This window comes from Pseudoflavonifractor sp. SW1122, from assembly GCF_012027765.1.
Taxonomy (GTDB): Bacteria; Bacillota; Clostridia; order Oscillospirales; family Oscillospiraceae; genus Enterenecus; species Enterenecus faecium.
This window is the reverse complement of record NZ_SJOS01000008.1, coordinates 33,530-46,969: the sequence shown is the minus strand read 5'-3', so window position 1 is coordinate 46,969 and position 13,440 is coordinate 33,530. Positions and strand designations below refer to the sequence as shown.

Below are 13,440 nucleotides of genomic sequence, written 5' to 3'. Positions count from 1 at the left end.
CGTAATTACTGCTGCACCTGCTCCATCTGGAAGGCCTCGATGATGTCGCCCTCCTTGATGTCGCTGTACTTTTCAATGCCGATGCCGCACTCGTAGCCACGGGCCACTTCCTTGACGGAGTCCTTGAACCGCTGCAGGGAGTTCATAACGCCCTCGTGGATGACGATGCCGTCGCGCACCAGACGAATCTGGGCGTTGCGGGCCACCTTGCCCTCGGTGACGTAGCAGCCGGCCACGATGCCCACGCCGGTGATCTTGTACACCTGGCGCACCTCGGCCTCGCCCAGAGCCACTTCCTTGAACTTGGGAGCCAGCATACCCTTCATGGCGGCCTCGATCTCCTCGATGGCCTGGTAGATGACGCGGTACATGCGCATATCCACGTTGTTGCGGTGGGCGGAGTCGGCGGCGTTCTTGTCAGGACGCACGTTGAAGCCCACGATGATGGCGTTGGAGGTGGCAGCCAGCATCACATCGGACTCGTTGATGGCACCCACGGCGCAGTGGATGACACGCACTCGCACCTCGGCATTGGACAGCTTCTCCAAGCTGGCCTTCACGGCCTCGGCAGAGCCCTGGACGTCGGCCTTGACGATGATGTTCAAATCCTTCATCTCGCCGGCCTGAATCTGGCTGAACAGCTCCTCCAGAGACACCTTCTGCTTGGCGTGGCCGGTGGTGGCGTTCTTCATCTCTTCCTTGCGCTGGGCCACCAGCTCACGGGCCATGCGCTCGTCGGCCACGGCGTGGAAGTCGTCACCGGCGCCGGGCACTTCGCCCATACCGATGATCTCCACAGGCACGGAGGGGCCGGCCTGGGTGACCTTGTTGCCCTTGTAGTCGGTCATGGCACGGACACGGCCCACGGCCATGCCGGCGATGATCACGTCGCCCTGCTTCAGGGTACCATTCTGCACCAGCAGAGTGGCCACGGGGCCACGGCCCTTGTCCAGACGGGCCTCGATGACGGTACCGTGGGCGGTACGGTTGGGGTTGGCCTTCAGCTCCCGCATCTCGGCGGTGAGGGTGACCATCTCCAGCAGGTTGTCGATGCCCATACCGGTCTTGGCGGAGATGGGGCAGATGATGGTGTCGCCGCCCCAGTCCTCGGCCACCAGGCCGTACTCAGTGAGCTGCTGCTTGATGCGCTCGGGGTTGGCGGTGGGCTTATCCATCTTGTTGACGGCTACAATGATGGGAATCTCAGCGGCCTTGGCGTGGTTGATGGACTCCACGGTCTGGGGCATGATGCCGTCGTCGGCGGCCACCACCAGGATGGCCACGTCGGTGACCATGGCGCCACGGGCACGCATGGCGGTAAAGGCCTCGTGGCCGGGGGTGTCCAGGAAGGTGATGGGCTTACCGTTCACCTCCACCTGGTAAGCGCCGATGTGCTGGGTAATGCCGCCGGCCTCGCCGGAGACCACGTTGGCGTGACGGATATAGTCCAGCAGAGAGGTCTTGCCGTGGTCGACGTGGCCCATGACCACCACCACGGGGGCGCGAGGCACCAGGTCCTCTTCCTTGTCCTCGGAGACGTCAATGAGCTTCTCCTCGATGGTGACAATGACTTCCTTCTCCACCTTGCAGCCCAGCTCCATGGCGATGAGGGCGGCGGTGTCGTAGTCGATGATCTCGGACAGAGAGGCCATAATGCCGTTCTTCATCAGGCACTTGACCACCTCGGCGCCAGTCTTCTTCATGCGGCTGGCCAGCTCGCCCACTCCGATCTCGTCGGGAATCTTCACGGTGAGGGGGGTCTTCTTGGCGATCTCCAGCTGGAGGCGGCGCATCTTCTCCGCCTCTTCCTGCTTGCGCTTGTTGCCGAAGTTCTGGCCACGGTTCTTGCCGCCGCGGTTCTGGAACTTCTGCTTGCCGGTCTGCATGCGGTTGGCCTTATCGGGAGCCAGGTCCTCCAGACGCTGGTCGTACTTCTCCAGGTTCACCCCGCCGCCCTTACGGGTGTCCACGATTTTCTTCTCGGGGGTGCGGCTGTGGGGCTTGTGCTCGATGGCCTTGGCAGGCTCCTTCTCACCCTGCTTGGCAGGGGCGGCCTGCTGGGCCTGGTTGCCCTGGGCCTTGGCGGCGGGAGCCGCGGGCTTCTTCTCGTGGTAGACGTCGGCGTAGATGCTCTCAATGGACGCCACCTGGTTGTTCTGGGTCAGGTGCTCAAAAATCACCGTCAGTTCCTTGTCGGTGAGGGTCTTGGTGGGAGAGACATTGCTCATCCCGTGCTGGGCCAGCACACCCACAATCTCCTTGGGCTGTACCCCAAAATCCTTGGCCACGTCACGGGCGCTATATTTCGTAAGGCTCAAATCGGCCACCTCCATCAGTTCGCGTTGCGTGGGGTGCGACGACGCCCCACAGTTTTGGTTTGTTTTCCACGGCTGGACTCTGCCAGGGCCTGGGCCAAGGGCTCCAGGTCGCCGTTGGTCTGGGCCAGGTCCGCCGCCACCGCTGCGGCAAGCCCCTTATCGGTGAGCGCCGCCACGGCGCAGCTGTTACGGCCCAGGGCCGCCCCCAGCTCCTCCTTGGTGCAGGGCAGAGCCACCAGCTCCACCCCCGCCCGTTGGGCCTCTCGGGAAGCCCGACGTACCGTATTCTCTGCGGCGTCAGCGGCGTGGAGCACCAGGCGGGCCCGGTGGGTCTGGCAGGCCTCCCCCACGGGGAGCTCGCCCACCGCCAGGTTGTTGCCCCGCAGGGCCAATCCCAGCAGTCTCAATGCCTTTGGGCTCACGGCGTCTCACCCGCCTTCATCTGCTCCTCCAGGGCCTCATATACCTCTGGGGCAATGGGGGCGGAAAAGGCCCGCTCCAGGCTCCTGGCCTTCTTGGCCCGGGCCAGACACTGCTGGTTGGGGCACACATAGGCCCCTCGTCCCGGCTTCTTTCCCTTAAAATCCAGGGAGATCTCCCCCTCCGGGGAGCGCACCACGCGAATGAGCTCACCCTTGGGCTTCATCTCCCGGCAGCCCAGGCACTGGCGCATGGGTATTTTTTTCGGCATTCTCCTTCACCCCCAATGATTCATGTTCGGTGGGACGGGAGGCTTACTCCTCCTCGCCCATCAGCTCCTCAGCCTGCTCCGGCTGATCCTCTACGACCTCCACGGGCTCCTCCGCGGTCTCCTCCATGAGCTCCTCGGCGGGCTCGGGGTCGCTGGCGGGCCGGATGTCGATCTTCAGGCCGGTGAGGCGGGCGGCCAGGCGGGCGTTCTGGCCCTCCTTGCCGATGGCCAGGGACAGCTGGTCGTCAGGCACCACCACACGGCAGCGCTTGCCGGGCTCCAGCTCCACCACGCTGAGCACCTCGGCGGGAGCCAGAGCGGCGGCCACATACTCGGCGGGGTCCTCGGAGTACTTGATGATGTCCACCTTCTCGCCCCGCAGCTCTTCCACCACGGCGTTGACCCGCTGGCCCTTGGGGCCCACGCAGGCGCCGATGGCGTCCACATTCTCGTCCTCGCTCCACACAGCCAGCTTGGTGCGGCTGCCTGCCTCACGGGAGATGGACATGACCTGCACGGTGCCGTCGTAGATTTCCGGCACTTCCAGCTCAAACAGGCGCTTGACCAGGCCGGGGTGGGTGCGGGAGATGACCACCTGAGGACCACGGTTGGCCTGGCGCACCTCCACCACATACACACGGATGCGGTCGCCCTCCTTGACCACCTCGCCTGGCACCTGCTCGTCGGCGGAGAGGAAGGAGTCGGTGAACTCGGACCCGGAGGTCAGACGCACGGACACAGAGCCGTTGCGGGCATCCACACGGGTGACCACACCGGAGATGATCTCGTGCTCCTTGGCGGAGAAGGCGTCGAAGATCATGGAGCGCTCCGCCTCCCGCATACCCTGGACGATGACCTGGCGGGCGGTCTGAGCGGCGATACGGCCGAAGTTCTTGGGCTTGATCTCAATGCGCAGCACGTCGCCCAGAGCCACCCGGGGCAGAGCCCGGCGGGCATCGGCGATGGCAACCTCGGTGTTGGGGTTGGTCACTTCCTCCACCACTTCTTTTTTCACGAACATGCGCACCGAGCACTTCTCTTCGTTGGCGTCCACGATCACGTTGTCGGTGATCCCGGCGTGGTCCCGCTTGTAGGCGGCCACCAGAGCCTGGGTGATCTTGTCGATCATGTAACTTTTGGGAATGCCCTTTTCCTTCTCAATGTCAGAGATGGCGGCAAAGAATTCCTTGGCGTCCAGCTCCATGCTCTTTGCAGCAGTCTTTTTCTTGGCCATATCAATGAACTCCTTTAAAATGTGACGTGGAGACGCACCTGCGCCACGTCCTTTTTCTCAAACGTCTTGTCATCCACGGTGACGTTGCCGTCCCCGTCGCAGCCCACCAGGGCGCCGGTGTACTCCTTGCGCCCGTCCACGGGGCGGTAGAAGCGCACATCCACCTGCTGTCCGGCGCAGGCGGCAAAGTGCTCGGGCTTTTTCAGGGGGCGGTCCAGCCCGGCAGAGGACACCTCAAAGGTGTAGCTGCCCTGGATGGGGTCGGCCTCGTCCAGCAGATCGGACAGGGGTCGGGACACCGCCTCGCAGTCGTTGATGTCCACACCGCCCTCTTTGTCGATGTAGACTCGCAAAAACCACTCTCCGGCCTCCTTGACGTACTCCACGTCCCACAGGGTGCATCCGGCCTGCTCCACGATGGGCTGTGCCAGCTGGGCCACCACGTCGGTCACTTTTGCCATGTTCACTCAGCTCCTTTCCTCTGTCCGAAAAGAAAGAGTGAGGCGGATGCCTCACTCTTACCTAAACTACCCTACTTACGATAGCAGTATACCATAACCCTCCATAGATTGCAAGCCCCCAAGGCGCACAGATGGAAAAATCTCTGTGGACTTTGGCCCACGCCTTTTGGTGAAGAAGCTGGTGCTCCTCCCATTTCTCAGGCTCAGACCTGCGTCCCTGGCAGGGACGCTCCGCTGGGGTGACTTTCTCCCCGATGAGAAAGTCACCAAAGAATCGCCAAAGGAGGGGCCTTCCCCCTCCTTGTGGAATCCACCCCGCGGTACTGGATGTCCCTGCGTCCTTCTCGTTTCGGCCCTTGGGCTAGTGGGGTCACATGGATAGCGTGGAAATTCTACCGAAAGCAACGACTCCTCTGTGTGGGTGTACTTCTATTGCCAGGGCCTAACCCTGGTGAGCCGCTGTTCCCAGCTAACGAAAGCCTGGCTTCCGGCGGCGGGAACGCCGCTTCTCCAGGGTAGGCCCGGCCATGGAAACCGCCTGGTTATAGGGCCAGCTACCCAAGGTGGCCTGGTGTGGTGGCAGTGACAGGGGCCACATCAAGGGTGACGGGCCGAACCTAGTCTTGACGCAGGGCCAGCCTCGTACCCCAGGGGGGGTACTTAGGGGGGAACGCCCTAAGCGGGTTTTGGTTCCTTTTGACCGAGCAAAAGGAACCCCAAGCGGGAAGCGTCCCAACCAGGCTGGCAAGCCTATGCCTTGAAACAAAAGAAGACCGGCCCTCCCTGACATCTACGTTCAAAAAACAACTCCCTGGAGCTTACACCCCAGGGAGTCATTTCTAACGTTAAGTCAAAGAGCCATTCTTGGCCTTCAAGCTGGCCGAAGAGTTGTGGCGAATGGGCTTCCACTCCACTCGGCGCACCAGAGCGGCCAGAGAGATGGGGATATAGGTGAGCATGAACAGAGGGAAGGTAAAGAGATAAATCACCTTATCCACAGCCCGGGCATGGATGGCCTTCCACTCCACCGCCAGGGTCACAGCGCCGTAGAGGAGCATGACCAGGTAGAAGTTGAACAGGTTATCCATGACAAAGAGCAGGGAATCCTGCACCAGCTCGGTGGCCACAATGCGGGGCTCGGTGAGGGCGGACAGGAAGATGAAGATGTTCACACCCAGCACGCCCATGGTCAGCAGCATACCGGGGGCCACGGTCATCATCATGTCGTAGCAAGCGAAGCGCCCCTTCTTCTGGGTAAAGCAGCCCCGGAACAGGCCTCCTATGTAGCGGGCAGCCACCTGATAGAAGCCCTTGGACCAGCGCATCCGCTGGGTCCAGGACTGCTGGAAGGTGGTGGGCTGCTCGTCATACACCACAGCCTTGTCGCAGTAGCCAATGCGGCGGCCCTGGACGGCGCAGTCAATGGAGAACTGAATGTCCTCGGTGAGCAGGTGGTAGGGCCAGCCGCCGTTGTCCCGCACCACCTGGGCAGAGACCAGGAAGCCGGTACCGGAGATGGCGCAGCCCGTGCCCATCTGCATGCGGGAGAAGTTCAAGAAGCGGGCCTCACGGAGGAACCACAGGGAGTAGCCGGCGGAAATCCAGTTGGAGGCGTAGTTCTTGGAGTTGCGGTAGCAGGTGATGGCGGCATAGTCGCCGGAGTCGAACACATTGTTCATCTCCCGCACAAAGGCAGGGTCCACAATGTTGTCCGCATCAAAGACAAAGTAGCCGTCGTAGACGTCGCCCTTCCCCTCCTCTTCCAGGCGGTGGAAGAACCAGTCCATGGCGTAGCCCTTGCCCACCCGCACCCGGTCAAAGCGCTCATAGACATGAGCGCCAGCCTGGCGGGCCACCTGGGCCGTGGCGTCGGTACAGTTATCGGCAATCACATAAATGTCCAGCAGTTCCTTGGGATAGTCCTGCTGTTGCAAGCTTTCAATGAGCTCACCTATGACCTCTTCTTCGTTACGGGCGGAGATGAGCACTGCATATCGGTGAAGCGTCTTGGCCTGCCCGGACACCGGATACTTCCGGCGCAGCAGTCCCACCACGACGTAAAACGCCTGATACGCATACAAGACCGCCAAGATCAAGGTGAGTACGCCGCAGAATTTCTGTAGCATCATCAACATAGTTCACACCTCATATCCTTTTCTTCGTTCTTTTTCATTCTTCTATCTCCAACCCATCGGTCTCCACACCGATCGGTTGTACTACTCTATTCCCTTTGGACGCAACTTGCAAGGGGTTGTTCCATTTCTTAATAGATTCTTTAGAACTTCTCCATATTATATTCATAATCTATAAAAATCCAAAGGCTCTTTTGTGCACTTTTTCAAATCCTCCGCAAAAATCCGCCCTCCTGTTGCAAGCCGGAGGGCGGAAGCGGAACGGGACTTACATTTTTTCCGGAGCGGTCACGCCCAGCAGTCCCAGGCCGTTGGCCAGCACCAGACGCACGGTGTGGGCCAGCTTGAGCCGGGCTGCCTGCACCTGGGGCTCCTCCCCCTTGATGCGGCAGGCGTTGTAGAAGCGGTGGAAGTCCCCGGCCAGACCGGTGAGATAGCGGTTGATGCGGCTGGGGTCGTAGTGCTGGGCCGCCTGGGCGATCTCGTTGGGGTACTGGGCCAGAGTCTTGATAAGGCCCCGCTCCTCCTCGGTGGAGAGCAGAGCGGCGTCCACGTCGGCACAGGCGGGCACCTGCACGCCCTCAGCGGCCAGGTTGGCGATGAGGGAGCAGATACGGGCGTGGGCGTACTGGACGTAGTAGACGGGGTTGTCGGAGTCCTGACGCACGGCCAGGTCCAGGTCGAAGTCCAGGGGGCTGGTGGAGGCCCGGTTGTTGAAGTAGTAGCGGGCGGCGTCCACGCTGATCTCGTCCAGCAGGTCGTGGAGGGCGATGGCCTTGCCGGTGCGCTTGGACATCCGCACGGGCTTGCCGTCCTGGAGCAGATTCACCAGCTGCATGAGCACGATGACCAGGCGGTTGGAGCCGTCCAGGCCCAGGCCGTCCAGAGCGGCCTGGAGACGGGCCACGTGGCCGTGGTGGTCAGCGCCCCAGACGTTGATGACCTTGTCAAAGTGACGCTCTTCGAACTTGTTGCGGTGGTAGGCGATGTCGGCGGCAAAGTAGGTGTAGAAGCCGTTGGCGCGGCGCAGCACGTCGTCCTTCAAATCCAGCTTATCCACCTGCTCCTGACTTCTGCCCTCCCGCAGGTACTTTTCCTTCAAAAGTCCGGTGGTGTCCAGCCACAGAGCGCCGTCCTTCTCATAGGTCCAGCCCTTCTGAGCCAGCAGGTCCACGGTCTGGGCCACATAGCCAGAGTTGTGCAGCTCGGACTCCAGGAACCACTGGTCGTACTCGATGCCATACTTGAGCAGGTCGGCCTTCATCTTGGGGATGTTGCGCTCCAGGCCGAAGGCGCTCATGTCCTCCAGCCACTTCTCCTCGGGAGCGTCCTTGTAGCTGTCGCCGTGGACGGCGTAGAAGGCCTGGGCCAGCTCCTTGATGTCCTCGCCCTGGTAGCCCTTCTCGGGGAACTCGTAGCCGTCCTCACCCAGGATGATCTGCATGTACCGGGCGTGGATGGACTGGGCAAACTTGTGTACCTGGTTGCCGGCGTCGTTGACGTAGAACTCCTTCCAGGTGTTGTAGCCCACCCGGGAGAGCACATTGGCCAGGGTGTCACCCAGCACGCCGCCACGGGCGTTGCCCATGTGCATGGGGCCGGTGGGGTTGGCGGAGACGAACTCCACCATCACCTTCTGGCCGTGGCCCACATCGCTGGAGCCGTATCCGGCGGGGTCCTCCTCCACCGCACCCAGCACCTGCTGGTACCAGTTGGGGGAGTAAAAGAAGTTCAAAAAGCCAGGACCGGCAATCTCAGCCCGCTGGAACAGAGTGCCCTCCAGCTCCAGGTTGTCCAGAATGATCTGGGCAATGGCACGGGGGGCCATCTTCAATGCCTTGGCCCCCGCCATGGCAAAGGAGGAGGCAAAGTCCCCGTTTCGGCTGTCCTTGGGCACCTCTACGGTGCCTCGGATGGTCTCACCCTGGGGCAGCAGGCCCTGGGCGGCGGCCTTCTCATAGGCCTTCTGGGTCAATTCCGCCACCTGGTCCCGGGCGGTCTGAATCAAATTTGCCATCGTTATTCTCTCCTTTGTAGTCTAACTCCGCCTGTCACTGAGCAATAGACGGGTCCTTTTTCACGTTCATGCGGAAGATGTTCTGACCCGCCAGCAGATGGTCGATCTCAATGGCGTAGTCGATCTCCAGGTCTCCCCCGGCCTCGCCCAAGGTGGAGCGCATCCGCCGGGTGAGGATACCCACGGACAGGGAGCCGTAGGGGGTCTCGTACATGGACAGGTGGCGCTGTCCCTCTTCAAATACCATCTGGGAGTTGATGCTCCCCTCTCGCAGCAGGGTCACCCGGGGGCCGTCCACCCGTACCACGGTGGTGGTGCCCTCCAGTCCGGTGAGCTCGCTCTCCTCGTAGGAGATGGTGTAGCGTCCCTCTCCCTCCTGGTTAAGCACGCCCGCCGTCACCAGCTCCATCTCGTCGGGTCCGCCCTCGGCGCTGACCTGGGTGCCTTTGATGGAAATAATCACATTGTCTGTCATGGCTCCCGTCCTCCCATTAGTACACGGTGATGTCAATCTGCTCCACGTCCCCGGTGACGTCCTCACCCAGGAACATGGAGGCCAGGGCGGCAAAGTCCCCGGTGCTGTCGCTGACGAAGTAGCGGTGGCTGCCCTTCCGGTCCTGAGGGGCCAGCTGGTCCCGGCCGGAGAGCTGTCCCATGACCCAGCGGGCGCACTCCGCGCCCACGTCCACCAGCTCCACCTCAGGGCCCATACAGGCCCCAATGACCTCTCGCAGCAAGGGATAGTGGGTGCAGCCCAGCATGAGGGTGTCCACCTCCTGGGCCTTTACCTCTTCCAGGTACTCCTTCACCACCGTCTCCACCACGATGTCGCCGGGGTGGAAACGGCCGTTTTCCACCAGGGGCACAAAGAGGGGGCAGGCCCGGGCGGTCACCTGGGTGCCAGGGCGCAGGGCATCCAGCGCCCGCTCGTAGGCCCCGGAGCGGATGGTGGCCTGGGTGCCGATGAGCCCCACCTTGCCGTTTTTCGTGCGATGGGCGGCGGCCCGGGCGGCGGGCTCCACCACCCCGTACAGGGGCACGGCATACTGCTGGCGCAGAGTGTCCAGAGCGGTGGTGGACACGGTGCCGCAGGCAATGACAATGGCCTTGGGGTCAAAGGTGCTCAAAAAGGCCACGTCCTGCTGGGCGTACTTGATGATGGTCTCTTTGGAGCGGCTGCCATAGGGCACCCGTCCGGTGTCCCCGAAGTACACCAGATCTTCCTGGGGCATCCGTCGGGCCAGCTCCCGCAGGGCGGTGAGGCCGCCCAGGCCGGAGTCAAACACTCCAATGGGACGTGTATCCATCCGACGCCCCTCCTTTCCTTCATATGAAACCATAGTATTATATGTCATTCTTAACCGAAAAACAAGTGGTGATTTGCCACAGAATCCCCCCTCTTTCCCCTCTCCTTTTGCTAAAAAAGCGGATGCACCCAGGAAGGAGTGCATCCGCTTGTCCGGTCATCGGTTTAAAGTTCAGCTTGGGTCACCGACATGGCGCCCATCTCCCACACCCGGGCCTGAGCGCCTGTGATGGCAATGCCCTGGGCCTCCGGCTGGGGATAGTAGCGGGTGGAGAGCACCTGCTGGCCATCGTTGAGGAAGATCTCCAGGCTGGAACTGTCCCCCAAGATGCGCAGGGCGTTCAGCTGGTCCACCGCCACCCGGCGCACGGTGCGTCCCGCTCCCCCCTCCAGGAAGGAGAGGGTCACCAGACCCGGCTGCCACTCCAGCACAGCGGCGTCCCGGAACACCATCCGGCCGCGGGGCTCTGTCATGGCCTCCAGGTCAAAGACCTGGGCCTGATGGGCAGGGATGGCAGCTCCCCGCAGAGCCGTGATCTCCACGGCGGGCAGGCGCACCAGCCGGTCCCCCTGCCGCCGCAGCTCACAGGGCACGGTGAGGCAGTGCTGCCAGCCACGCTGGGTGGTGGGGTTGGTGTAGTCGGCGTCGGGCATACCCATCCAGCCGAACATCAGGCGGCGATCCCCGTCCTGGAAGGTCTGGGGGGCATAGAAGTCGAAGCCCAGGTCCATCTCCACGAACTCGCCCAGGGAATACTCCCCCCGGAAGTCTCCATGGAGGGGGAAGTAGCCGCAGGAGTACACGTTCTGGAACCGGGTCTCCTCGTGGGGCACCCCCTGGGGCGAGCACACCAGGAACCACTGCCCGTCCACACAGAACAGGTCGGGGCACTCCCACATGTAGCCGAAGTGGTGGGGGGTCTTCAGGGCCTGGAGGAAGGTCCAGTTGAACTTGTCCGTGGACTCAAACACCAACAGCTGGCCGTGGTCGTCCAGGGTGCGAGCCCCCTGGACCATGTAGTATTTCCCGTCCTGAGCCCACACCTTGGGGTCCCGGACGTGACAGGTCAGGCCGTCGGGGTAGTCTTTATTCTCCATCAACAGGGTGTTGGACTCCACCGTCACCCCGTCTTTGGACACAGCCAGGGCGGTGTTGTGGCCCCGCCCGGCCTTGATGTAGTCGTAATTTCCGGCGTGTTTCACGTTTCCGGTGTAGTAGAGATACAGCGTTCCGTCCTCCACCAGAGCGGAGCCGGAGTACACCCCGTGGATGTCCCAGGGCTGGTCCGGGTAGAGCATCACGGGCAGGGCCTCCCAGTGGAGCAGGTCCCGGCTGCGATAGTGGCCCCAGTGCTTCACCCCTCCGTTGACGTCAAAGGGCCCGTATTGATAAAACACGTGGTACCAGTCCCCGCATCGGCACAGGCCGTTGGGGTCGTTGAGCCACCCCACCGGGGGCATCAGGTGAAAGGTCTGGCGGAAGGGGTCTGCGGCCGCCTGGGGGCCGTCTTCCCGTTCCACCCGGGCCACCAGCCGCTCCAAATCCCGCTGCAATGCATTACTCATGGTATTGTGGTCCTCCTCATTCAGCGCTTATCGTTGTCGGTTTCCAAAAATCCAGGCGCCCCAGGGAATCTTCCCAGAGGCGCCTGGAAGAGGGAGGGCTTAGACTGCGTCTTCTCCCTGGCCCGCCGCCAGCTGGGCGGAGGCAGGAGCCTGCTCCACAGCCTGTTCCGGCTGGGCGTCAGGTTCCTCTTCCTTGATACCGAACATCCAGGATAGGACGAAGGCCACGCCAGTGGCAATGCCGATGGTGATAAGGTACTGAACCGGACGGTGCAGGTGGAGCAGCACGCCGAAGATACCGGTGACGCCGGTGCCGGTGGCGCCCAGCCCCACGATGGAGGCATACAGAGCGCCGCAAGCGCCGCCGATGGACCCGGCAATGAAGGGCCGCAAGAAGCGGAGATTCACGCCGAAGATGGCAGGTTCCGTAATGCCCATGAACGCCGACAGAGAGGCGGGCAGGGCCATGGACTTGAGTTTCTTGTTGCGGGTCTTCAGGGCCACGGCCAGAGCAGCACCGCCCTGGGCCACGTTGGCCGCCGAGGCCAGGGGCAGCCAGAAGGTCAGGCCATACTGGCCCAACTGCCCCAGATCAATGATGGTGTACATGTGGTGGATACCGGAAACCACGGTGGTGGCATACAGGCCGCCCATGACAAAGGAGCCAATACCCAGGGGGATGGCGATGAGCCACTGCACGCCGTTGATGACGAAGTTCTCCACGGTGGTGAACACGGGGCCGATGGCGGCCAGAGTCAGGTAGCCGGTGACAAACACGCTCACCAGCGGGGTGACAAAGAGGTCAAACATGGGGGGTACGACTTTGTGTAGCTTCTTTTCAATGGTACACATCAGCCACACAGCGATAATCACGGGAATCACGTGGCCCTGATAGCCCACCAGGGGTACCTTATACAGGCCGAAGAACACTTCCTGATAGGTGTGCACGCCTTCCGTAGCCACAGTCCAGGCGTTTTGCAGGTTGGGGTGGAGCATAATCATGCCGATGACCGCACCCAGGAAGGGATTGCCGCCAAAGACCTTGGCTGCGGAGAAGGCGATGAGAATGGGCAGGAAGGTGTAGGCCACGTTGGAAAACAGATCGGCAAACACAAACAGAGAGCTGCTGGTGTCCAGAGCCAAGAATCCGTTGTTGGTCATGAACTTCAGCGACTCCATGATGCCCATCAGGAAGCCGGAAGCCACAATGGCGGGGATGATGGGCACAAAGATGTCGCCCAAGGTCTTAATGGCACGCTGGAACCAATTGCCCTTCTTGGCTCCCTGAGCTTTTGCCTCGTCCTTGCTCACCGCAGCGGTACCGGACAGCGCAATGAACTCTGCGTACACCTTATTTACCGTACCAGTGCCCAGAATGATCTGGAGCTGGCCCTGTGCCTGGAACACGCCCTTCACACCGTTGGCGTTTTCCAAGGTCTTCTTGTCCACCTTCTTGTCGTCGGCAATCACCAGACGAAGCCGGGTGGCACAGTGGGCTGCGCTGACGACATTTTCCGAGCCGCCAACGGCATTGAGAATTTCCACTGCTGTCTGCCTGTAGTCCATAAATCTCCTCTCCCTTGTTCATGATTTTCGATGAAACCAGAATGAAATCGGTTTCATCCTTGTTGAATCTATCATATCACGAATTTAGGGGGAAATCTATTGTTCTACCGGGAGAACGCAACTTCAATATCTTGTCAGTTCCACAAAGT

Annotated in this window: 10 protein-coding genes and 1 pseudogene; all 11 read right to left on the bottom strand. The window is 61.6% G+C overall.

What is annotated here, in order from left to right; all coding sequences use genetic code 11:
- Nucleotides 1-5: 5 nt before the first annotated feature.
- Nucleotides 6-2,333: a translation initiation factor IF-2 gene (infB, locus tag E0L15_RS03520; protein WP_168124561.1), complete on the bottom strand. Its 2,328-nt coding sequence runs from the start codon at nucleotides 2,331-2,333 to the stop codon at nucleotides 6-8.
- Complete coding sequence (locus E0L15_RS03515; protein WP_168124560.1) at nucleotides 2,333-2,740, bottom strand: 50S ribosomal protein L7; 408 nt, start codon at nucleotides 2,738-2,740, stop codon at nucleotides 2,333-2,335. Before E0L15_RS03515 ends, infB begins: the two co-directional genes overlap by 1 nt.
- Nucleotides 2,737-3,009: a YlxR family protein gene (locus E0L15_RS03510; RefSeq protein ID WP_087231492.1), complete on the bottom strand. Its 273-nt coding sequence runs from the start codon at nucleotides 3,007-3,009 to the stop codon at nucleotides 2,737-2,739. Before E0L15_RS03510 ends, E0L15_RS03515 begins: the two co-directional genes overlap by 4 nt.
- Nucleotides 3,010-3,052: 43 nt before the next feature.
- On the bottom strand, nucleotides 3,053-4,243 hold the full coding sequence (gene nusA / locus E0L15_RS03505; RefSeq protein ID WP_087231489.1) for a transcription termination factor NusA: 1,191 nt from the start codon (nucleotides 4,241-4,243) through the stop codon (nucleotides 3,053-3,055).
- 14 nt (nucleotides 4,244-4,257) lie between these two features.
- Entirely contained in the window at nucleotides 4,258-4,704 is a 447-nt protein-coding gene (rimP, locus tag E0L15_RS03500) for a ribosome maturation factor RimP (RefSeq protein WP_087231486.1), read from the bottom strand.
- Nucleotides 4,705-5,549: 845 nt separating this feature from the next.
- Nucleotides 5,550-6,839 carry a glycosyltransferase family 2 protein gene (locus E0L15_RS03495; protein WP_168124559.1) on the bottom strand — a complete coding sequence of 430 codons (1,290 nt, stop codon included), beginning with the start codon at nucleotides 6,837-6,839 and terminating at the stop codon, nucleotides 5,550-5,552.
- A gap of 265 nt (nucleotides 6,840-7,104) precedes the next feature.
- Complete coding sequence (gene argS / locus E0L15_RS03490) at nucleotides 7,105-8,853, bottom strand: arginine--tRNA ligase (RefSeq protein ID WP_168124558.1); 1,749 nt, start codon at nucleotides 8,851-8,853, stop codon at nucleotides 7,105-7,107.
- A gap of 34 nt (nucleotides 8,854-8,887) precedes the next feature.
- Nucleotides 8,888-9,328 carry a DUF1934 domain-containing protein gene (locus E0L15_RS03485; protein WP_087231477.1) on the bottom strand — a complete coding sequence of 147 codons (441 nt, stop codon included), beginning with the start codon at nucleotides 9,326-9,328 and terminating at the stop codon, nucleotides 8,888-8,890.
- 16 nt (nucleotides 9,329-9,344) lie between these two features.
- Nucleotides 9,345-10,160: a glutamate racemase gene (gene murI / locus E0L15_RS03480; RefSeq protein ID WP_087231474.1), complete on the bottom strand. Its 816-nt coding sequence runs from the start codon at nucleotides 10,158-10,160 to the stop codon at nucleotides 9,345-9,347.
- A 164-nt stretch (nucleotides 10,161-10,324) separates the two neighbouring features.
- Nucleotides 10,325-11,725 (bottom strand): glycoside hydrolase family 32 protein, encoded by a 1,401-nt coding sequence (locus E0L15_RS03475; RefSeq protein WP_168124557.1) that lies wholly within the window; start codon nucleotides 11,723-11,725, stop codon nucleotides 10,325-10,327.
- A 186-nt stretch (nucleotides 11,726-11,911) separates the two neighbouring features.
- Nucleotides 11,912-13,291: pseudogene (locus tag E0L15_RS03470) on the bottom strand (PTS transporter subunit EIIC); the annotation flags it as partial.
- Nucleotides 13,292-13,440 lie beyond the last annotated feature (149 nt).